The 20,334-nt window shown below is 72.2% G+C and carries 24 protein-coding genes; 13 read left to right on the top strand and 11 right to left on the bottom strand.

Annotated elements, in window-relative coordinates:
- Positions 1–5 precede the first annotated feature (5 nt).
- From ACF062_RS14105 to ACF062_RS14095, 3 genes are all read right to left on the bottom strand, one after another.
- Positions 6–161 (bottom strand): hypothetical protein, encoded by a 156-nt coding sequence (locus ACF062_RS14105; RefSeq protein ID WP_392138015.1) that lies wholly within the window; start codon positions 159–161, stop codon positions 6–8.
- A 77-nt stretch (positions 162–238) separates the two neighbouring features.
- Positions 239–1,087 (bottom strand): tetratricopeptide repeat protein, encoded by an 849-nt coding sequence (locus ACF062_RS14100; RefSeq protein ID WP_392138013.1) that lies wholly within the window; start codon positions 1,085–1,087, stop codon positions 239–241.
- A gap of 58 nt (positions 1,088–1,145) precedes the next feature.
- Entirely contained in the window at positions 1,146–2,153 is a 1,008-nt protein-coding gene (locus ACF062_RS14095; protein ID WP_392138011.1) for a GNAT family N-acetyltransferase, read from the bottom strand.
- Positions 2,154–2,296: 143 nt separating this feature from the next.
- Here ACF062_RS14095 and fdxA point away from each other — a divergent pair, with 143 nt between their 5' ends.
- Together fdxA and ACF062_RS14085 are read left to right on the top strand one after the other, a co-directional pair.
- Complete coding sequence (gene fdxA / locus ACF062_RS14090) at positions 2,297–2,617, top strand: ferredoxin (RefSeq protein ID WP_018089397.1); 321 nt, start codon at positions 2,297–2,299, stop codon at positions 2,615–2,617.
- Positions 2,618–2,734: 117 nt separating this feature from the next.
- Positions 2,735–3,829 (top strand): bifunctional succinyldiaminopimelate transaminase/glutamate-prephenate aminotransferase, encoded by a 1,095-nt coding sequence (locus ACF062_RS14085; RefSeq protein ID WP_392138010.1) that lies wholly within the window; start codon positions 2,735–2,737, stop codon positions 3,827–3,829.
- A gap of 66 nt (positions 3,830–3,895) precedes the next feature.
- Here the strand turns inward: ACF062_RS14085 and ACF062_RS14080 are convergent, their stop codons facing one another.
- Both ACF062_RS14080 and ACF062_RS14075 read right to left on the bottom strand, forming a co-directional pair.
- Positions 3,896–4,324, bottom strand: coding sequence for an ATP-binding protein (locus ACF062_RS14080; RefSeq protein WP_320590037.1), 429 nt, complete (start codon positions 4,322–4,324; stop codon positions 3,896–3,898).
- Between the two features lie 327 nt (positions 4,325–4,651).
- Positions 4,652–5,560 (bottom strand): heavy metal transporter, encoded by a 909-nt coding sequence (locus ACF062_RS14075; RefSeq protein ID WP_392138008.1) that lies wholly within the window; start codon positions 5,558–5,560, stop codon positions 4,652–4,654.
- A 72-nt stretch (positions 5,561–5,632) separates the two neighbouring features.
- On the opposite strand from ACF062_RS14075, the gene dapE reads away from it, so the two are divergent.
- Positions 5,633–6,721 (top strand): succinyl-diaminopimelate desuccinylase, encoded by a 1,089-nt coding sequence (dapE, locus tag ACF062_RS14070; RefSeq protein WP_392138006.1) that lies wholly within the window; start codon positions 5,633–5,635, stop codon positions 6,719–6,721.
- A 102-nt stretch (positions 6,722–6,823) separates the two neighbouring features.
- Positions 6,824–7,600: a TIGR00730 family Rossman fold protein gene (locus tag ACF062_RS14065; RefSeq protein WP_223776601.1), complete on the top strand. Its 777-nt coding sequence runs from the start codon at positions 6,824–6,826 to the stop codon at positions 7,598–7,600.
- A 39-nt stretch (positions 7,601–7,639) separates the two neighbouring features.
- Here ACF062_RS14065 and folP read toward each other — a convergent pair whose 3' ends face one another.
- Positions 7,640–8,500 (bottom strand): dihydropteroate synthase, encoded by an 861-nt coding sequence (gene folP, locus ACF062_RS14060; RefSeq protein WP_392138004.1) that lies wholly within the window; start codon positions 8,498–8,500, stop codon positions 7,640–7,642.
- A 123-nt stretch (positions 8,501–8,623) separates the two neighbouring features.
- Between folP and ACF062_RS14055 the strand changes: the two genes are divergently transcribed.
- The gene (locus ACF062_RS14055) at positions 8,624–9,049 is read left to right on the top strand and encodes a DivIVA domain-containing protein (RefSeq protein WP_223776603.1); all 426 of its coding nucleotides are present in this window, start codon (positions 8,624–8,626) and stop codon (positions 9,047–9,049) included.
- A gap of 8 nt (positions 9,050–9,057) precedes the next feature.
- Entirely contained in the window at positions 9,058–9,660 is a 603-nt protein-coding gene (locus ACF062_RS14050) for a DNA-3-methyladenine glycosylase I (protein ID WP_392138854.1), read from the top strand.
- On the opposite strand, the gene ACF062_RS14045 is transcribed toward ACF062_RS14050, so the two are convergent.
- Positions 9,657–10,457 carry an enoyl-CoA hydratase/isomerase family protein gene (locus ACF062_RS14045; protein ID WP_392138002.1) on the bottom strand — a complete coding sequence of 267 codons (801 nt, stop codon included), beginning with the start codon at positions 10,455–10,457 and terminating at the stop codon, positions 9,657–9,659. The two genes, ACF062_RS14050 and ACF062_RS14045, sit on opposite strands and share 4 nt — an antisense overlap.
- Before the next feature lie 37 nt (positions 10,458–10,494).
- Between ACF062_RS14045 and ACF062_RS14040 the strand changes: the two genes are divergently transcribed.
- Both ACF062_RS14040 and ACF062_RS14035 read left to right on the top strand, forming a co-directional pair.
- A complete protein-coding gene (locus tag ACF062_RS14040; protein ID WP_230902626.1) occupies positions 10,495–10,776 on the top strand; it encodes a hypothetical protein in 282 nt (93 codons plus the stop codon).
- Positions 10,764–10,931 carry a DUF3117 domain-containing protein gene (locus tag ACF062_RS14035; RefSeq protein ID WP_003966491.1) on the top strand — a complete coding sequence of 56 codons (168 nt, stop codon included), beginning with the start codon at positions 10,764–10,766 and terminating at the stop codon, positions 10,929–10,931. The genes ACF062_RS14040 and ACF062_RS14035 overlap by 13 nt, the downstream gene beginning before the upstream one ends.
- Before the next feature lie 190 nt (positions 10,932–11,121).
- On the opposite strand, the gene ACF062_RS14030 is transcribed toward ACF062_RS14035, so the two are convergent.
- The gene (locus ACF062_RS14030) at positions 11,122–11,820 is read right to left on the bottom strand and encodes an O-methyltransferase (RefSeq protein WP_392138853.1); all 699 of its coding nucleotides are present in this window, start codon (positions 11,818–11,820) and stop codon (positions 11,122–11,124) included.
- A 153-nt stretch (positions 11,821–11,973) separates the two neighbouring features.
- On the opposite strand from ACF062_RS14030, the gene sigE reads away from it, so the two are divergent.
- The 5 genes from sigE (at position 11,974) to ACF062_RS14005 (ending at position 17,157) form a co-directional block, all read left to right on the top strand.
- Entirely contained in the window at positions 11,974–12,750 is a 777-nt protein-coding gene (sigE, locus tag ACF062_RS14025; protein ID WP_223776605.1) for an RNA polymerase sigma factor SigE, read from the top strand.
- Positions 12,747–13,790: an anti-sigma factor family protein gene (locus tag ACF062_RS14020; RefSeq protein ID WP_392138000.1), complete on the top strand. Its 1,044-nt coding sequence runs from the start codon at positions 12,747–12,749 to the stop codon at positions 13,788–13,790. The genes sigE and ACF062_RS14020 overlap by 4 nt, the downstream gene beginning before the upstream one ends.
- Positions 13,791–13,933: 143 nt before the next feature.
- Positions 13,934–15,724: a trypsin-like peptidase domain-containing protein gene (locus tag ACF062_RS14015; protein ID WP_392137998.1), complete on the top strand. Its 1,791-nt coding sequence runs from the start codon at positions 13,934–13,936 to the stop codon at positions 15,722–15,724.
- 182 nt (positions 15,725–15,906) lie between these two features.
- A complete protein-coding gene (locus tag ACF062_RS14010; RefSeq protein ID WP_223776608.1) occupies positions 15,907–16,368 on the top strand; it encodes a sec-independent translocase in 462 nt (153 codons plus the stop codon).
- Positions 16,369–16,488: 120 nt separating this feature from the next.
- On the top strand, positions 16,489–17,157 hold the full coding sequence (locus tag ACF062_RS14005) for a hypothetical protein (RefSeq protein WP_223776609.1): 669 nt from the start codon (positions 16,489–16,491) through the stop codon (positions 17,155–17,157).
- 76 nt (positions 17,158–17,233) lie between these two features.
- Here ACF062_RS14005 and ACF062_RS14000 read toward each other — a convergent pair whose 3' ends face one another.
- Genes ACF062_RS14000 through ACF062_RS13990 form a run of 3 tightly spaced genes read right to left on the bottom strand, consistent with a single transcriptional unit; the run spans position 17,234 to position 20,263 of the window.
- A complete protein-coding gene (locus ACF062_RS14000) occupies positions 17,234–18,367 on the bottom strand; it encodes an Mrp/NBP35 family ATP-binding protein (RefSeq protein WP_205038926.1) in 1,134 nt (377 codons plus the stop codon).
- A gap of 44 nt (positions 18,368–18,411) precedes the next feature.
- The gene (locus ACF062_RS13995; protein ID WP_223776610.1) at positions 18,412–18,996 is read right to left on the bottom strand and encodes a DUF1003 domain-containing protein; all 585 of its coding nucleotides are present in this window, start codon (positions 18,994–18,996) and stop codon (positions 18,412–18,414) included.
- Complete coding sequence (locus ACF062_RS13990; RefSeq protein ID WP_392137995.1) at positions 18,983–20,263, bottom strand: magnesium transporter MgtE N-terminal domain-containing protein; 1,281 nt, start codon at positions 20,261–20,263, stop codon at positions 18,983–18,985. The genes ACF062_RS13995 and ACF062_RS13990 overlap by 14 nt, the downstream gene beginning before the upstream one ends.
- Between the last annotated feature and the right edge of the window lie 71 nt (positions 20,264–20,334).

Raw genomic sequence — 20,334 nt, 5'->3', positions numbered from 1 at the left:
GCCGCTCAGCTCAGCAGCGCCCGCGCGCCCCGCGCCTGGAGCCGCGCCCGGTCGATGTCCTCCCGGCCGAAGGAGGGGTCGGCCTCCGCGCCGATCAGCAGGCACAGCAGCGCGAGATCGGCCGCGGGGCACCGGCCTCGGCGGCGAACAGCCGCCGCCACTCGGTGGTTCCGGTGAGCCGGGGATGCATACGCCCTGGTGCCCGGCCGGCCCGATCGAGTACCGCCGCCCCGGCCGCTCAGTTCAGCATGGCGCGGGCCGCCCGCGCCTGCTGGCGCACCCGGTCCGCCGTGGTCGGCTCCACGGCCGTCACCACGTCGGCGTACTCGTCGAGCTCCGCCGCGCCGCCGAGGAAGTCGCCGCGCTGGACGAGGAGTTGGGCGCGTTCGTAGCGCAGGCGCGCCGGGTGCGCGGGCAGCAGCAGCGAGAGGTCGAGGGCCCACAGCGCGACCTCCGAGCGCTCGGGACGCGCGGCGGCCCAGGCGCGGATGTTGTTGAGGACGCGCTGCACGATGTTCAGCGGGTCGGCGGGCGTCAGCATCGACGGCTGGATCCCGGTGCCCGCGGTCCCCGCCACCAGCAGCTCCGCGTCCTGCCCTGTCAGCAGCCGCCCGCCGTCGAAGGGGTCGGCGAGCACCTGGTCGTCGCGGGGCCCGAAGCCGACCACGAAGTGGCCCGGCAGCGCCACCCCGTACACGGGAGCGCCCGCGCGGCGCGCCACCTCCATCCACACGACGGAGAGCAGGATCGGCAGCCCTCTGCGGCGCCGCAGCACCTCGTGCAGCAGGGAGGACTCAAGCCGCTGGTAGTCGCCCGGCGTCCCCTCGAACCCGCACCGATCACCGAGGAGTTCGGCCATCGCCGACGCCCACGCGCGGGGCCCGCCGGGCCGGAAGGGCAGCAGCCCCGCGAGCCGGTCCAGCTCGATCTCGGCGGCGTCGATGCCCGCCTCGTCCAGTGAGGGGTCGGCCTCCGTGCCGATCAGCAGACACAGCAGGGCGAGTCCGGGCCGTTCGGACCGTGCCTCTTCGGCGAACCGCCGCCGCCATTCGCCGGACTCCGCGTGCATACGTGCCTCGTGTCTCATGCCCTCGCCGGGCTGCTTTCCGTGCCGTGCCGTGCTGACCCCGCCGGGCCGCTCCCGCTCAGGCCCCGCCGTGCCGGTAGTGGTGATGGGCGTGATGCGCCGCGAAGCCCATCCGGCCGTACAGCGCCCGCGCGCCGTCGTTGCCCTCCTCGACCTGGAGCCAGGCCGCCGACGCGCCGTCGGACAGGGCCTGACGGGCCAGCGCGGTCATCACCGCGGTGGCGAGTCCCTGCCGCCGGTGCTCCGGGTCCACCTCGACCGCCATGAACCCGGCCCAGCGTCCGTCCACCACGCACCGCCCGATCGCGGCCATGGAGTCACCGCTCCCGGGCACGGAAGCGAACCACACCGAGGGCCCGCTCGCCAGCACCTTGGACACATGAGGTGCCAAGTCCCCGGACCGCCCGTAGCGCCGCAGCCACGCCTCGCCGCAGGACCGGGACAGGTCTACGCGCGACACGTCCACGTCGACATTCGGATCGGCGATCGGCGCGAGAGCGCCGATGTGCAGCTCAGCGCTCACCTCGCGCTCCCACCCGCGCGCCGCGAGCTCGGCGCAGAGCAGCTCCTGGGTGCCCTCGGCGCCGGTCGCGGCCTGGATGCGGGCGGGCAGCCCGCGGGCCGCGTACCACTGGCGTACGTACGTCAGCGCCTCGTCCAGCGGCCGTCCCGGGTCGCCCAGCGGCAGCGCCGAGTTGAGGCGGCGCATGTACCCGGACGAGGCCCGCAGCTCCCAGTCGCCGAGCCGCTCGCTCTCCACCGGCTGCCAGGCCCGCGCGGAGACCCGGGCCAGCTCGGCGTACGAGGCGGCGGGGCCCCGTCGGCGGGCCGGTGCCTGCGGCACGACCTTGCCCGCGACCAGGGAGTGTTCCGGGATGCGGACGCACTCGCCGTTCCGCCGTGTGATGACCACCACACCATCGGTCCACGATGTGAGAACACCGACCGTGTCGGTGAACTTGCCCCCAGGTTCTCCCGCCTCACCCAGGCGCCGGACGGAGACTCGTTTCCCCACGTCAGCAGGGGTGATGCGGACCTCAAGCCGTCCGCCCGCAGTGAATTCCACAGCTCTGTACGCCCCTCCTGTTCGGATCATGCCCAGGAACGGAGATACTAGGTGCGGGCATCGACGACGCCGCGCTCCCGCGCGCCAGGCGAGCGGAGCCTGAGGACGGCCCGCCAACGCCCGTATCGAGGAGGAACGACAGCGTGACCTACGTCATCGCGCAGCCTTGTGTCGACGTCAAGGACAAGGCGTGCATCGAGGAGTGCCCGGTCGACTGCATTTACGAGGGCTCCCGGTCCTTGTACATCCACCCGGACGAATGCGTCGACTGTGGTGCCTGTGAACCGGTCTGCCCGGTCGAGGCGATCTTCTACGAGGACGACACTCCCGAGGAGTGGAAGGACTACTACAAGGCGAACGTCGAGTTCTTCGACGAGCTCGGTTCGCCCGGTGGCGCGAGCAAGCTCGGCCTGATCGAGCGCGACCACCCCTTCATCGCCGCACTGCCGCCGCAGAACCAGTAACGACGGCCTGAGCACCGCCCCGGTCCCGTACGGCACGTCCCGCGTACGGGACCGAGGTGTTTCCACGGGAGCGTGCGAGGCGCCCCCGAAGAACAAGCGCACCACGGGAGTGAGCACGTGTCCGCAGTCTCCGATCGGCTTCCCGCCTTCCCCTGGGACAAGCTGGAGCCCTACAAGGCCACGGCGGCCGCGCACCCGGGCGGCATCGTCGACCTGTCCGTGGGGACGCCGGTCGACCCGGTCCCCGAGCTGATCCAGAAGGCCCTCGTCGGGGCCGCCGACTCGCCGGGCTATCCGACGGTGTGGGGCACCCCCGAGCTGCGCGACGCGATCACCGGCTGGTGCCGGCGGCGTCTTGGCGCACAGGACATCACGCACCGCGAGGTGCTGCCGGTCGTCGGCTCCAAGGAGCTGGTGGCGTGGCTCCCGACGCAGCTGGGGCTCGGCCCTGGCGACGTCGTCGCCTACCCCCGCCTTGCCTACCCCACGTACGAGGTGGGCGCCCGGCTCGCCCGTGCCGACTACGTGGCCTACGACGAGCCCACGGACCTCGACCCCACCCGCCTCAAGCTCCTGTGGCTGAACTCGCCCTCCAACCCGACCGGTCGCGTCCTCACGGCCGAGGAGCTGACCCGCACCGTCGCCTGGGCGCGCGAGCACGGCGTGCTGCTGGTCAGCGACGAGTGCTACCTGGAGCTCGGCTGGGAGGCCGACCCGGTCTCGGTGCTGCACCCGGACGTGTGCGGCGGTTCGTACGACGGGATCGTCGCCGTCCACTCGCTCTCCAAGCGGTCGAACCTCGCCGGCTACCGCGCCGCGTTCATCGCCGGTGACGCGGCCGTCCTCGGCGACCTGCTGCAGATCCGCAAGCACGGCGGCATGATGACCTCCGCGCCGACCCAGGCCGCCGTCGTCGCGGCGCTCGGGGACGACGAGCACGTCCGCGAGCAGCGCGAGCGGTACGCGGCCCGGCGCGCCGCCCTGCGCGACGCCCTCCTGAAGCACGGCTTCCGTATCGAGCACAGCGAGGCGAGCCTGTATCTGTGGGCGACGCGCGAGGAGTCCTGCTGGGACACCGTCGGCCACCTCGCCGGGCTCGGCATCCTGGTGGCGCCCGGCGACTTCTACGGCCCGGCGGGCGCCCGCTTCGTGCGCGTGGCGCTGACGGCGACGGACGAGCGGGTGGCCGCGGCGGTCGAGCGCCTGGGGTGAGCCCCTGAGCACGACGCAGGGCCCGGAGCCGATGGCTCCGGGCCCTGCGTCATGAGGTGCGGGTGATCAGCCGAGAGGCAGGCCCTGGGTCGGCAGACCGCCCTTGGCGACACCATCGGTGGGCAGACCGGCGCCGGTGGCCGTGCCCGCCGTCTCACCGACCACCTCACCGGCGCTGGCCGCGACGTCACCGGCGGCCTTCTGCGCGGCGGGAGTCGCGGTCTTGGCGCTCTTGCCGACGACCTTGCCCGCGGTCGGGACGCCCTTCTTCACGGCCTTGCTGCCGGTGTCACCGGCGACCTTGGTGGTCTTCTGGGCGGCGCCGTCGACGGTGTCGCCGATGCCGGCGCCGTCCAGCGCGGTCAGCCCGCCCAGGTCGGGGGCGGCAGGCAGGCCAACGGCGCTCGCGGAGCCGGCCGCACCGACCACGGAAGCTGCGCCTGCTGCGCTGAGCAGCGCGGCGCGGGCGATCCGGCGGGTCAGGGGGAGGGACATGATGCTCCTTCAGACGGGGAGAGAACGTTGGGGTGTCCGGCCGGTTCGGTTCCGGCGTCCCACCGGATGGCTTCCGGCGATCGGACACAGTGGATACCGCTCGAAGCCCGCGAAGGTTGCGGTGCGCCAACGTAAAGAGTTGGCAATGCGTCGCATTATCGGTTCTGGATAAAAACGGGCAAAAAGCTCGTGTTCCCGGAGCGCTGCCGAAACCTTAATTCCCTTCGGTCGCACGGCCTTTCAGGGTGCCTCGGCAGACACGCGGGAAATCCGGGCGGCGCGTCGCCGTGCCGTGATCGCCGCCCCTCGATCGGGTGACCGGCCGCACTACTGCCCAGTGACGATTCGGACCTCGTCCAGGGCGCCGCCGGGCCCCGCGGACCCGCTCCGGCGCACCTCGCGCCACACCCCCGGGTCCGAGGCGCGCCACTCCCGGCCGCCGTACGAGACGCGCTCGACACGCAGCGCCGAGGCCTGCGCCACCGCCCAGTGCGCCAGCTCCCAGCCCCGCCGCGGGGCCCTGCCGTCGGCGGCGGCCGTGGCGGGCACCGGGACCGTCACCGTGCGCCCCCGGGCGGCGTCGGGCCGCACCTCGCGGCCGAAGTCACGCACAAGCGCGGCCCGCACCTTCGCGGGGCCGCCGGGATCCGTGCCCGGGCGGCCCTCGCAGGTGAACGTGGCGGGCGCGCGGCCGGTGAGCGCGGCGGCGAGCAGCACGGCGTCCGGCTCGTGCTTGGCGTAGGCCTGCGGAAAGCCGCTGCGCTGCACGCGCTGCGCGGCGACCGTCAGCGGCAGGCGCGAATAGCCGGGGACCTCGGCGAGGTGCTCGTAGAAACGGGCCGACGCGTATGCCGGGTCCATGATCTGGCGCTCGTCGCCCCAGCCCTGCGTGGGGCGCTGCTGGAAGAGACCGAGCGAATCCCGGTCGCCGTGCCGGATGTTGCGCAGTCCCGACTCTTGTAGGGCGGTCGCCAGGGCGATGGTCACGGCGCGCTCGGGCATGCCGCGCGAGGTGCCGACGGCGGCGACCGTCGCGGCGTTCCGCGCCTGCTCGGCGGTGAATTCGTACGACGCGCCGTCGTCGTCCGCCGAGACCACCGTGCACCGGGGGGCGGGCTTGCCCCCGTAGACGTACTGCACCGCCACATAGCCCACGACGGCGAGCAGCACGACGACCGCGGCCGTGAGACGGCGGATGCGGCCGCGCCGGAGGAGAGGGGTGGGGGGCTCAGGCACGCGTCCAAGGTACTGGAGTCCACCGACAGGCCCGCGCGCCCCGTGGAGTTCTCTGGCGTTAGGGTCTTCCGCATGCCTCAGACCGCGCTTGACCTCACGCTGGACGCCGCCGAGCTGACCGCCCGGCTCGTCGACTTCCCGTCCCCGAGCGGCTCGGAGAAGGACCTCGCCGACGCCATCGAGGCGGCCCTGCGCGGCCTGCCGCACCTCACGGTCGACCGGCTCGGCAACAACGTGGTGGCCCGCACCAACCTGGGCCGCGCGGAGCGGGTCGTCCTCGCCGGGCACATCGACACGGTGCCGATCGCGGACAACCCTCCCAATGTGCCCTCCCGCCTGGACGAGGACGGCGTCCTGTGGGGCTGCGGCACCTGCGACATGAAGTCGGGCGTCGCCGTCCAGCTGCGCATCGCCCAGACGGTGACCGAGCCCAACCGCGACCTCACCTTCGTCTTCTACGACAACGAGGAAGTGGCCGCCCACCTGAACGGCCTCGGCCATGTCGCCGAGGCGCACCCCGACTGGCTGGCGGGCGACTTCGCGGTCCTCCTGGAGCCGACCGACGGCCAGGTCGAGGGCGGCTGCCAGGGCACCCTGCGGGTCCTGCTGAGGACCAAGGGCGTGCGCGCGCACTCCGCGCGCGCGTGGATGGGCTCCAACGCCATCCACGCCGCCGGCCCGATCCTGACGAAGCTCGCCGCGTACGAACCGCGCAAGCCGGTCGTCGAGGGCCTTGAGTTCCACGAGGGCCTCAACGCCGTCCGCATCGAGGGCGGCGTCGCCACCAACGTCATCCCCGACGAGTGCACCGTCACCGTCAACTTCCGCTACGCGCCGGACCGCAGCGAGGAGGAAGCCCTCGCCTTCGTACGCGACTACTTCGCGGACTGCGGCGTCGACGAGTTCATCGTCGACGACCACACCGGCCCGGCCCGCCCCGGCCTCACCCACCCGGCGGCCGCCGCGTTCATGGCGGCCGTCGGCGGCGAGGCCCGCCCCAAGTTCGGCTGGACGGACGTCTCCCGCTTCAGCGCGCTCGGCGTGCCCGCGGTGAACTTCAGCCCCGGCGACCCGCTGCTCGCCCACAAGATCGACGAGCGTGTGAAGGCCTCGCTGATCCCGGAGGCGGAGGAGCGGCTGCGCTCCTGGCTGACGTCATAGGCGGCTTCCCGAGCGGCTTCGGGGCCGGACATCCCGAGGTCCCTCGGGCGTAACCCGCGTAGATCTACGCTGTGAGGCACGCACGCGTGGAGGGAGCAGACGATGACCGACCCCAATGCCAGCCCAGACAGTGGTGCCCCCGCTGCCAGGAAGCGTCCCGAGGAGCAGCGGCTCGGGCCGGTGCTGCGCCGCCGCGACAAGGTCCAGGCAGGCACCACCGATCAGCGTCTCCTCGACTCCAAAGGCCCCTCCGAGTGGGTGCACACCGACCCCTGGCGGGTCCTGCGCATCCAGTCCGAGTTCATCGAGGGCTTCGGCACCCTCGCCGAACTCCCGCCCGCGATCAGCGTCTTCGGCTCGGCGCGCACTCCCGCGGGCTCACCGGAGTATGCGGCGGGGGTGGAGATCGGCCGGGCGCTCGTGGAGGCCGGCTTCGCCGTCATCACGGGCGGCGGGCCCGGCGCCATGCAGGCCGCCAACCAAGGCGCCGTCGAGGCGAAGGGAACCTCGGTCGGCCTCGGCATCGAGCTCCCCTTCGAGCAGGGCCTGAACCCATATGTCGACATCGGCGTGAACTTCCGCTACTTCTTCGTCCGCAAGACGATGTTCGTGAAGTACGCGCAGGGCTTCGTGGTGCTGCCCGGCGGCCTCGGCACCCTGGACGAGCTCTTCGAAGCGCTCACCCTCGTCCAGACCCGCAAGGTCACGCGCTTCCCGATCGTCCTGTTCGGCTCGCAGTACTGGCAGGGCCTGATCGACTGGCTGAAGAACACGGTCATCGCCCAGGGCAAGGCCTCCGAGGCCGACCTGCTCCTCTTCCACGTCACGGACGACGTGGAAGAGGCCATCTCCCTGGTGACCAAGGAAGTCGGGACGTAGCTTCTTCCCCTCAGGGGAGTTCAAGGGATTTCAGGGGGTTCAGGCGAGTCCCCGGCGGGCGACCGCCGGGGGCCGGTGCCCCGCGATGGCGGCCACCATGTCCAGGACCTGCTTCGTCTCCGCGACCTCGTGCACGCGGTAGACCTGCGCGCCAAGCCACGCCGAGACCGCCGTCGTCGCCAGCGTGCCGATCACCCGCTCCTTGACCGGCTTGTCCAGGGTCTCGCCGACGAAGTCCTTGTTGGACAGCGAGACCAGCACGGGCCAGCCCGTCTCCACCATCTCGCCGAGCCGCCGGGTGGCTTCGAGACTGTGCCGGGTGTTCTTGCCGAAGTCGTGCCCCGGGTCGATCAGCACGGACTCACGCGGGACGCCGAGCCCGACCGCCCGCTCGGCCAGGCCCACCGTCACGCGCAGGATGTCGGCCAGCACGTCGTCGTAACGGACGCGGTGCGGCCGCGTCCGCGGCTCGGCGCCGCCCGCGTGCGTGCAGACCAGGCCGGCGCCGTACCGCGCGGCGACCTCCGCGAGCTTGGGGTCGACACCGCCCCAGGCGTCGTTGAGCAGATCGGCGCCGGCCTCGCAGACCGCCTCGCCGACGTCGTGCCGCCAGGTGTCGACGCTGATCACCACCTCGGGGAACCGCTTGCGCACCTCGGCGACGAAGCCGACCGTGCGGCGCGCCTCCTCCTGCGCTGTGACCTCCTCGCCGGGGCCCGCCTTGACCCCGCCGATGTCGATGATGGCGGCGCCCTCGGCCACCGCCTGCTCCACCCGGGCGAGCGCCGGCTCGTCGCGGAACGTGGCGCCCCGGTCGTAGAAGGAGTCCGGGGTCCGGTTGACGATCGCCATGATCACCGGCTCGTGCGCGTCGAACTCGCGCCTGCCAAGCCTGAGCATCCCCTGTGGCCCTCCTGGGTCCTCGTCGCGTGTGGCCGCCTGCGACCTTAACTGTCACAGCCGCATGGCACGATCGGACCCTGACAGTTTCAGCACGGGCAGTCGAGCGTGGGGGCCTACGCCATGGTCTTGTTCTTGTTCCTGGTCATCGCCCTCGTGGTGGTGGTCGGCGCGGTGACCCTCGCCGTGGTCGGCGGCGGCGAGAGCGCCGCCCTGCCCGATGCCCCGCCCGAGCGGTTCACCGACCCGCTGCCCGTCGACCGTCCGCTGCGCCGGGCCGACGTCGACGCCGTCCGCTTCCCGACGGCCCTGCGCGGCTATCACATGGGCGAGGTGGACGACGTGCTCGGCCGCGTCGGCGCGGAGCTGGCCGAGCGGGACGCCCGCATCGCCGAGCTGGAGGCGGCCCTGGCCGGCGCCCAGGCCACGGCGGTCGCGGGCCCCGCCCTCTTCGAGGGGTACGACCCGCGCCCCCACGAGGCGGCCGCCGACGACAAGGCCGAGGACACCGCTCAGCCGAAGGACCAGAAGGGCGACGACGACCAGTGAGCACCGAGATCGAGAGCGGCGCGGTCCCGGGTCCGGACGGCGCGCTGCGCTGCCCCTGGGGCCTGTCCACCGAGGACTACGTCGCGTACCACGACGGCGAGTGGGGCCGCCCGGTCCACGGCGACGACGCGCTCTACGAACGGCTCTGCCTGGAGGCCTTCCAGTCCGGCCTCTCCTGGATCACGATCCTGCGCCGCCGCGAGGGCTTCCGCGCGGCCTTCGCCGACTTCAAGATCGCCGCGGTCGCGGAGTTCACCGACGAGGACCGTGCGCGGCTCCTCGCCGACCCGGGCATCATCCGCAACCGCGCCAAGATCGACGCGACCCTCGCCAACGCGCGCGTGCTCGCCGACTGGGCCGAGGGCGAACTGGACGCCCTGATCTGGTCGTTCGCGCCGGACCCCGCCTCCCGCGAGGCCCCGAGGGTCCTCGCCGACGTGCCCGCGATCACCGACGAGTCCATCGCCCTGTCCAAGGCCCTCAAGAAGCGCGGCATCCGCTTCATCGGCCCCACCACGGCGTACGCCCTCATGCAGGCCTGCGGCCTGGTCGACGACCACCTCGCGGACTGCGTGGCCCGCGAGGCCTCGCGCGGGGCCTCCGCGGGCTAACGGCCCAGGTACTTCGGCTTCTCCTTGGCGATGAAGGCCTGGACGGCGATCGTGTGGTCCTCCGACGCGCCCGCCCTGCTCTGCAACTCGTCCTCCTTGTCCAGCGACTCGTCCAGCGAGTGGGAGGCGGCGTAGGCGAGGGACTCCTTGAGCGCCGCGTAGGCGAGGGTCGGGCCCTCGGCCAGGGCGCGGGCCACCTTCGCGGCCTCGGCGGCCAGCTCGGCCGCGGATACGACCTTGTTGGCGATCCCCAGGTCGTACGCGTCCTGGGCGCTCAGGTTCCGCGGGAAGAGCAGCAGGTCGGCGGCGCGGCCGGGGCCGATCACGCGCGGCAGCGTCCAGGAGACGCCCGAGTCGGCGGTCAGGGCGACCCCGGCGAAGGAGGTGTTGAACGACGCGGTGTCCGCGACCACGCGGTAGTCGGCGGCGAGCGCGAAGCCGAGGCCCGCGCCGGCGGCGACGCCGTTCACCCCGGCCACCACCGGCTTCGGCATGCCCGTCAGCGTCCGCACGATGGGGTTGTAGTGCTCCCTGACCGTGCTCATGGTCTGCCCGGTACCGGCCTCGCGGTCCGCCGCCAGGGAGCCGATGTGCTCCTTGAGGTCCTGCCCGACGCAGAAGGCGCGCCCGGTCGCGGTGAGCAGAACGGCGCGCACGGCGGTGTCCTCGGCGGCCGACCGCACGGCCTCCCGAAGGGCGACCTTGGCCTCCGTGTTCATGGCGTTCATCGCATCGGGACGGTTGATCGTGATCGTCGCGAGTCCGTCGCTCACCTCGTAGAGCACGCTGTCGGCCATGGTGTTCCCCTCCGTCGGTCCAGTACGTGGACTCAGCATGACGGAGATCATCGGGCTCAGGCATGAGGCCGGATATGTGACCTGCGTCAAAGAATTTCGGGTCTGTGAGGCGTATGGGGCGGCGAAGTATCGCAGCCACATCGGCGAATTGGGTGGTTTTGCGGGCGCGCGTTGCGCAAGCGATGCCGACCGATGTTGGTCATCGGGTCCCGCCATGCGGGATAATGACCTGGAAGCAATGTGTTCGATGCCGGTGACACCTGGGTTGTCGGCTGCGATGAGCTGGTTTCAGGAAGGGGAACGAGCATGGCGGCCATGAAGCCGCGGACGGGCGACGGCCCGCTCGAGGTGACCAAGGAGGGGCGGGGCATCGTCATGCGCGTTCCGCTCGAAGGCGGCGGACGACTTGTCGTCGAACTCACTCCGGACGAGGCCGACGCACTCGGCGACGCTCTGAAGAAGGTCGTCGGCTGACGCGCAAGCGCCAACACTTTTCACTGCCCCGGATCCGCGACACCGATCCGGGGCAGTGCTGTACCCGGCCCCGATAGGGGCGCGGGGAACTGCACGCCCAGCCAAGAACGACCCGCACCCGACGAACCACACAAGCGGCCCCCGGCACCCCGACCGGGCAGCACCGAGAACCGCCCGAGCGAGCGCAGCGCTACCGCTTGACGGCGCAGAGCAGCCCGTCCCCCACCGGCAGCAGCGAAGGCACCAGGTCCGGACTCTCCCGCACGGTGCGCAGCAGCTCGCGAAGGTGCAGCACCTCGACCGGCTGGGGTCCGGAGTCCACGGTCCTGCCGTCCGCGAAGGCACCCTCGAAACAGACGAGGCCGCCAGGCCGCAGCAGACGCAACGATTCAGCGAGGTACTCCATGGACTCCACGCGGTCACCGTCGCAGAACACGAGGTCGTAACCACCGTCCGCGAGGCGCGGCAGGACGTCCAGGGCCCTGCCGGGGATGAAGCGCGCGCGGTTGCCGGCGAACCCGGCGGCGCGGAAGGCCTGACGGGCGAACTGCTGGTGGTCCGGCTCGGGGTCGACCGTGGTCAGCACACCGTCGGGCCGCATGCCGTGCAGCAGGTGGATCCCCGACACTCCCGTGCCGGTGCCGATCTCGGCCACCGCTTTCGCGTCAACCGTGGCGGCGAGCATCCGCAGCGCGGCGCCGGTGCCGGGCGACACCGAGGGCAGCCCTGCCTCCCGGGCCCGGTCCCGGGCCCAGCGCAGCGCCTCGTCCTCGGCGACAAAGGCGTCGGCGAACGCCCAGCTCGTCTGCCGGTTGCCGGTAATGGCCCTCTCCTGTCCCCGTGGTTGCCTGGCCGTGACTGTATCCGTTGGGGCCGGGAACCCGCAGATGGGACCGGGCGTTTACAGGGGGTGGGAGGACAGCGGGGGTAACGGATGGATCAAGACCGGAAGCGGGCGCGCCGAAGAGGCAGGACAGCTGCCCGGAAGCCTGTACCAAATTCACGTAAAAACGCTTATCCGGAGCTAACGGGCGAGGTGGTTATGGTAGGGGCTCCACTGGACAACACCACCAGAGCCGACAGGGGAGGTGCGGCTGCGTCCGCGGATCGGGGAGGAGCGCTGCGGCGTTTTCTCGGATTGGCGGGTGAGCCGAAATCCGTGACCGACACCGCTGACCGCATCCGTGCCAACGACTCCGCTCAGACCGCGACCTTTGCCGCTGACGCGGAATCGCAGGCGTGGACTCCGCCCACCTGGGAGGAGATCGTCAGCACGCACAGCGGCCGCGTCTACCGCCTGGCGTATCGCCTGACCGGCAATCAGCACGACGCCGAGGACCTCACCCAAGAGGTCTTCGTCCGTGTCTTCCGGTCCCTCTCGACCTACACCCCCGGCACGTTCGAGGGCTGGCTGCACCGCATCACCACGAACCTCTTCCTGGACATGGTGCGCCGCAAGCAGCGCATCCGCTTCGACGCCCTCGGCGACGACGCGGCGGAGCGCCTGCCGAGCCGCGAGCCGTCGCCGCAGCAGGTGTTCAACGACACGCACTTCGACGCGGACGTCCAGCAGGCGCTCGACACCCTCGCGCCCGAATTCCGCGCCGCCGTGGTCCTCTGCGACATCGAGGGCCTTTCGTACGAGGAGATCGCCGCCACGCTCGGCGTCAAGCTCGGTACGGTCCGCAGCCGAATCCACCGGGGCCGCTCGCAGCTGCGCAAGGCCCTCCAGCACCGCTCTCCCGAGGCCCGCGCCGAGCGTCGTTCGCTCGCGGTCACGGGGGCTCTGGCGCTGGGAGGAGGGGGCGCGACCGCGTGAGTGGATCACGGTCGAATCCTGCCGGGCGGCATCTGGCCGAGGCCGAGCAGCATCTGGGAGACCGACTCGCCGCCCTGGTGGACGGCGAGTTGGGCCATGACGCGCGCGAGCGCGTCCTCGCGCATCTGGCGACATGTCCGATGTGCAAGACCGAGGCGGATGCCCAGCGTCGCGTGAAGAGCGTCTTCGCGCAGGCGGCACCGCCGCCGCCCTCCGAGAGTTTCCTCGCCCGCCTCCAAGGCCTTCCGGCGGGTGGCACCGAGCCGCCCGACGGCCCCCGACATCCCGGCGACGGGGACGGGTTCGCCACCGGCTCCACCGGTTCCACCGGACTGCCGCGGACCGGGCTCTTCGGCGTGAGCACCGAGCCCTTCGTGGGGTATGTCCCGGCCGGCGCCCACGCCGGGGTGCTGCCCGGCGCGGGGCGCGGCTTCCGCATCCACGACGTCACCCGGCACGACGGCGACCGCTCGCTCTGGCGCGGGCGGCGCTTCGCGTTCGCCGCGGCGGGCGCGGTGTCGCTGGCCGCCATAGCGCTGGGCGGTGTCACGGTGGGCGTCCCCGCCGATACCGGCGTCCCGCGGGCCAGTGGCTCCAAGGCCAACAGCAATGTGACGCCGCAGCGGACCCAGGGCTCGGGTGTCGCCGTGACCCCCGACTCCGTCCGGCGCCGCGGCGCCGGCAATCCGCTGTCGGCGCTGGGCCAGCGCCCCGGCGCCCACTCCGGCCCGGTCGCCCCGACCGAGGTGACGGGCCCGCTGCTGCCCGGGACCACACGGCCGCTCCGCTCGCACGACGCGGTGTACGAACTGACCGCGCCGATGCTCGCGGGCGCCGCCACGATCTCCCCCCTGATACGCCCGCCGCAGCCGGACCACCGGTCCCCTGCGGCGCCCGGCCTCGCCCGGCCGCCCGCGGTGGGGCCCGTCGGCACGGGTGCGGATCAGCTGGAGACCACCGCCACCACCGGCGCCGAGACCACCACGGCCACCGCGCCCCCGGGTTCGGGCCCTCTGCTGGGCACCTCGCGGGTGCACTGACGCGGCGGTCGAAGGGACGGTGCCCTGCGCTTCGCCGCGGGAACCTGGTTGAATCTCGGTGGGCCGTGCCTGCCGGGGGGACTTGGCGGCACGGGGTTCGAGCATGTAATCGGCGTCCGCCGCGGGCCAGTTGTGGGGAGAGCATGGACGAGGGCAGGCCCACGAAGGCCAAGTGGTGGAGCCGGCCCCGGCAGGGATCGCCGGGGACCACGCATCAGCCGCCCGCCGCGGAGACGCAGCGGCCTGCCGCCGGGCAGACCGGTGCCTTTCCGCAGGGTCCGGGCCAGGCCGAGGCGGGCCCTGCTGTCCCCGTGCAGGGCACTTCGGCCACGGGCACGGAGCGGCCTGCCGCCGGGCAGACCGGTGCCTTTCCGCAGGGTCCGGGCCAGGGCGAGGCGGGTCCCGCTGTCCCCGCGCAGGGCACCTCGGCCACGGGCACGGAGCGGCCCGCCGGTGCCGCCCAGCCCGCGCAGGGCGAGCGGCCCCGCCCGCTGCACGACCCCGACCCGTACAGCACCCCGCCGTACGGCGAGCCGGGCCCCTGGGCGCCCGCACCCCCGGTGCAGCACCCGGCGGCGACCCCGGCCCACGGCACCACGCTCCCGGCCGCCCCCCAGGGTCCCGCCCCGCTGCACGGGACCACGCCGCCCCCGCCCGGTGCGGCCGCCCCAGCCCCCTACGGCGGCGCGCCGCACGCCCAGGCGCCCGCCCCGCAGCCGGGGCAGCCGCAGGGGGCTCAGGGCGCGCCACGGCAGCCTTACGACCCCTGGAACCAACCGCTCCAGCAGATCGGCTCGCTGCCCCCGGAGACGAGGGAGAAGCAGCGCAAGCGGGCCAGGCGGCTCGTGGTGGTCGGGGTCGCCCTCATCGCCCTGGTGTCCGGCCTCATCGGCGGCGCGCTCGGCTCGTACCTGGAGCGCAACGGCGTCGACGAGATCGAATTCCCGCAGGCCGACGCGGAGTCCGCCGACCGCCCCCGGGGCAGCGTCGCCGGCATCGCCGCCGCGGCCCTGCCCGGCGTCGTGACCCTGCACGTCAGCGGCGACTCGGCGCAGGGCACCGGCACCGGGTTCGTCCTCGACGGCAAGGGCCACATCCTCACCAACAACCACGTCGTGGAGCCCGCGGGCACCGGCGGCGAGATAACGGTGACCTTCAGCGGCGGCGACACCGCCGAGGCCGAGGTCATCGGCCGCGACTCCGGCTACGACCTCGCGGTCGTCAAGGTCTCCCACGTCCGGGGCCTGAAGCCGCTGACCCTCGGCAACTCCGAGAACGTGCAGGTCGGCGACCCCGTCGTGGCCATCGGCGCCCCCTTCGACCTGGCGAACACGGTGACCTCCGGGATCATCAGCGCCAAGGAGCGGCCCATCACCGCGGGCGGTGAGAAGGGCGACGGCAGCGACATTTCGTACGTCGACGCGCTCCAGACGGATGCCCCCATCAACCCGGGCAACTCGGGCGGCCCGCTCGTCGACTCCAAGGCACGCGTCATCGGCATCAACAGCGCCATCCGCTCGGCCGGTGACGGCTCGGACATGAAGGGCGGCCAGGCCGGCTCCATCGGCCTCGGCTTCGCCATCCCCATCAACCAGGGCAAGCGCGTCGCCGAAGAGCTGATCAACTTCGGCAAGGCGACGCACCCCGTGATCGGCGTCACGCTCGACACCGACTTCACCGGCGACGGCGCCCGCATCGCCGACAAGGGCAAGGACGGCGGCCCCGCGGTCAACACGAACGGCCCCGGCGACAAGGCGGGCCTCAAGCCCGGCGACGTCATCACCGAGGTGGACGGCGCGCCCGTGCACTCCAGCGACGAACTGATCGTCAAGGTCCGCGCCCACCGCCCCAAGGACCGCCTGGACCTGACCATCGAGCGCGGCGGCCGCGACCGTGAGGTCACCCTGGTGCTCGGCTCGGCGGACGGGGACTGAGCGGACCGAGGGCGGAGAGCGGGAGAACGACTGTGACGACGACTGGGCAAAGGTCCGGCCATGTCCGCTCCCGGTTGCGGCGCAGCGGCTACCGGACAGACATGAGCGGCGGGTACCGTGGTCACGGTCCAGACCTCGGACGACGACCTGTTGCGGGCTGAGGACATCGCAAGGAGCTCTAGGTGTTCAATGACATTGGCGCACTCGAGATAGTGGCGCTGGTCGTCCTCGCCGTGCTCATCTTCGGCCCCGACAAGCTGCCGAAGGTCATCCAGGACATCTCCCGCACGGTCCGCAAGATCCGCGAGTTCTCGGACAGCGCGAAGGCGGACATCCGTGAGGAGCTGGGCCCGGAGTTCAAGGACTTCGAGTTCGAGGACCTGAACCCCAAGAAGTTCATCCGCAAGCAGCTCGACAACGACGAGCTCGGGCTCAAGGAGATCCGCAACGGCTTCGACCTGAAGAAGGAGATGAACGAGGTCGCGGACGCCGTGCACGGACGCGACAGCGACTCGTCCGACGCCTCTTCGCCGGCCGCTGCCACCTCCTCTTCAGGGGCGCGCGTGGACATGCGGAAGAAGTCCGCCGAGCCCGGAAAGCTCGACTCCGCCGACCGCCCGCCGTTCGACGCGGACGCCACCTGACGGATCACCTGAACCGCCGCCGCCGACCGGTGTGGCTATCCTGCCTTGTTGTCCGGCGTGAGGACGCCCGAGGGGGGCGGGCCGCTCCGGGCAGACGAGAGCGAGGAGGCGGCCGGGTACATGGAGACGACAAGTCGCGTAGGCGCGCAGGCGCCGGCCGCGGACGGCACCGCGCAAGCGGTGCCCTCCGCCCGGCGCATGGTCGACGGTTACCTGCTGGCGCCCTTCCCCTGGTACGGCCTCGACGAGGCCTTCACGGGGCCGCGCTGGCTGATGCGGGTCGGCGCGACGGCGGACGGTTCCGTGGAACACGGGTCGATCGGCCATGGGGACGAGCCGTCGGTCCGCGCCGAGGGAAGCCTCGGCAACAGCGACAAGGAACGCTTCGCGGTGGTGGTGACCGTCGCGGCCAACCCCGTGCGGCGCAGCGCGGACGGCACCGGCCTCCTGGAGGCCACCTCGGTCTCCTCGGCGGCCTGGCTCGCCGGCGTCGGCCTGCTGTCCTACACCTGGCCGGGCCAGATGGACCACAGCCTGCGTGACGACTGGCTGGACCAGCAGACGGAGACGGCGTGGGTCCTCGCGGACGATCTGGAGGGCGCCGACTGGTCGACGCTCTCACTGCCGGTGGACGGGACGCCGACGCCGTTCCACTACCGCGAGTCCGAGTACGGCTGGGTCCTCGCGGGCTCCACGGAGGAGGGCGTCCACCTGGGCGCGTACGGGCGCGGCATGAGCGCGTACGGGCTGGGCTTCTCGGTGATCAAGGACATCGGCGCGTACGCCTAGCCCCGCCGGGGCGCGTGGCCGGCTGCGGGTCCGCCGTGGCTGGTCGCGCAGTCTCCCGCGCCCCTTCAGGGCACGCTCAGAACTTGTTGCGCGGCGTGATCCCCAGCGACATGCCCGACAGGCCGCGCTGACGGCCGCCCAGCTTGCCCGCGATGGTGCGCAGCGCCGAACCGGCGGGGGACTCCGGGTCGGTCAGGACGACCGGCTTGCCCTCGTCGCCGCCTTCGCGCAGCCGGACGTCGATCGGGATGGAGCCGAGCACCGGCACCGTGGCGCCCGTCGTCTTCGTGAGGCCCTCGGCGACCTTCTGGCCGCCGCCCGTGCCGAACACGTCGACCATCTCGCCGCAGTGCGGGCAGGGCAGCCCTGACATGTTCTCGACGACGCCCACGATCTTCTGGTGGGTCTGCACGGCGATGGAACCGGCCCGCTCGGCGACCTCCGCCGCGGCCTGCTGGGGCGTCGTCACGACGAGGATCTCGGCGTTCGGGACCAGCTGCGCCACGGAGATCGCGATGTCACCGGTGCCCGGCGGCAGGTCGAGCAGCAGCACGTCGAGGTCGCCCCAGAAGACGTCCGCGAGGAACTGCTGGAGGGCGCGGTGCAGCATCGGGCCGCGCCACACGACCGGGGCGTTGCCCGGCGTGAACATGCCGATGGAGATGACCTTCACGCCGTGCGCGGACGGCGGCATGATCATGTTCTCGACCTGGGTGGGCTTGCCGTCGGCGCCCAGCATGCGCGGCACGGAGTGGCCGTAGATGTCCGCGTCCACGACGCCGACCTTCAGGCCGTCCGCCGCCATCGCGGCCGCGAGGTTCACCGTCACCGAGGACTTGCCGACGCCGCCCTTGCCGGACGCGACCGCGTAGACGCGGGTGAGCGAGCCGGGCTTGGCGAAGGGGACCTCGCGCTCGGCGGTGCCGCCGCGCAGCGCGGACGCCAGCTCCTTGCGCTGCTCGTCGCTCATCACGTCGAGGGTGACGTCGACGCGCGTGACGCCCTCGACGGCGGCGACCGCGTCCGTCACGTTCTTCGTGATGGTCTCGCGCATCGGGCAGCCGGAGACCGTCAGGTACACGGTGACCGCCACCGCCCCGTCGGCGCCGATGTCCACCGATTTGACCATCCCCAACTCGGTGATGGGTCGCTGGATCTCGGGGTCGTTCACCGTCGCCAGTGCTTCACGCACCGCGTCTTCCGTAGCCATAGACCCGATAGTACGGCGCGGTAACCCCGCCCGGGAAAGGGCCGTCAGCGGTCGCCTACGTCACGTCCCCGCGACCCCTCCGACGGGAATACGACGCGGTTCTCGCCGCGCTGCTCGTGCCGGTGATCCTCCAGCTCCTTGACCAGGTCCTGGAGCTCGGAGCGGATCCAGTCGCGGGTGGCCACCTCACCGAGGCCCATGCGCAGCGAGGCGATCTCCCGGGTGAGGTACTCGGTGTCCGCGATCGACCGCTCGTTCTGTTTGCGGTCCTGTTCGAGGTTGACGCGGTCGCGGTCGTCCTGGCGGTTCTGCGCGAGGAGGATCAGCGGCGCGGCGTACGACGCCTGGAGCGAGAGCATCAGGGTGAGGAAGATGAAGGGGTACTGGTCGAAGCGGAGATGAGCGGGTGCCGAGACGTTCCACACCACCCACAGGATGATGACGACCGTCATCCAGACGATGAACCTGCCGGTGCCCAGGAACCGCGCGATCCGCTCCGAGAGCCGCCCGAACGCCTCCGGGTCGTAGTCGGGCAGCAGTTTGGGCCGCGGGGTGCGCGGCTGGTCGAGGCGGAATCGTGGACTCCTGGGCTCGGCGCGGTTCTCGCGCTCCCGGTCAGCCGCCGCCATCGTCCGCTCCCTCCTCCTCCAGGTGGAACTCCGTCTCGCGCCAGTCGTCGGGCAGCATGTGGTCCAGTACGTCGTCGACGGTGACCGCCCCGAGCAGCGCCCCGCCCTCGTCCACGACGGGCGCGGCCACCATGTCGTACGCCGCGAAGAAGCCGGCGACGGTGGGCAGGGCGGCGCCCGGGGCGAGCGGTTGCAGGTCGTCGTCGAGGATCGAGCCGACGAGCGTGTACGGCGGATCGCGCAGCAGCCGCTGGAAGTGCACGGTGCCGAGGTACTTGCCGGTCGGCGTCTCGTCGGGCGGCCGGCACACGTACACCTGTGCGGCGAGCGCGGGGGAGAGGTCCTGCTGCCGCACCCGCGCGAGGGCGTCGGCGACGGTGGCGTCCGGGCGCAGCACGATCGGCTCGGTCGTCATCAGGCCGCCGGCCGTGCGCTCCTCGTACGCCATCAGACGCCGCACGTCGGCCGCGTCGTCCGGCTGCATCAGGGTGAGGAGGCGTTCCTTGTCGTCCTCGGGCAGCTCGGCGAGGAGGTCGGCGGCGTCGTCGGGGTCCATGGCCTCCAGGACATCGGCGGCACGTTCCTCCTTGAGCTTGCCGAGGATCTCGATCTGGTCGTCCTCGGGCAGCTCTTCGAGGACGTCGGCGAGCCGGTCGTCGTCGAGGGCGGCGGCCACCTCGGCCCGTCGCTTCGGCGACAGGTGGTGCAGGACGTTGGCGAGGTCGGCGGGACGCAGCTGTTCGAAGGTGGCCAGGAGGTTCTCCGCGCCCTGCCCGTGCTCCTCCAGGGAGAACCCGTCGACGGCGGTCCAGTCCACGGTGAGCGTCTCGCCCTTGCGCCGGAAGGTGCCGCCTTTCCCCTTGCGTACGAAGACCCGGTCGATCTCCCAGTCGCGGCGGGCCGGCAGCTGCCGCACCGACACGTCGAGGACGGTGACCTCCTCGCCGGTCTCGACCAGGTGGACCCGGCGGTCGAGCATCTCGCCGAGGACCAGCCGCTCGGTGGGCCGCTGCTCGAAGCGCCGTACGTTCAGCACGCCGGTGGTGATGACCTGGCCCGACTCGATGCCGGTGACGCGGGTCATGGGCAGGAAGATGCGGCGCCGGGTCGCCAGCTCGACGACGAGACCGAGCAGCCGCGGCGGCTTGCGGCCGACGCGCAGGATCGTCACCAGGTCGCGTACCCGCCCCACCTGGTCGCCGTTCGGATCAAAGACGGGGATGCCGGAGAGGTGGGAGACGAAGATCTTGGGGGCGCCTGCCGCCATGCGTGCGCCTCCTTCTCGCGGGCTTCCCACGTGCTGAACTGATTCCTGCCGTTCTGTCCGGCAATACGGGC

The organism is Streptomyces sp. NPDC015345, from assembly GCF_043078805.1.
Classification (GTDB): Bacteria; Actinomycetota; Actinomycetes; order Streptomycetales; family Streptomycetaceae; genus Streptomyces.
Note: the sequence above shows the minus strand (reverse complement) of the source record. Positions and strands in the feature narration are given on the sequence as shown.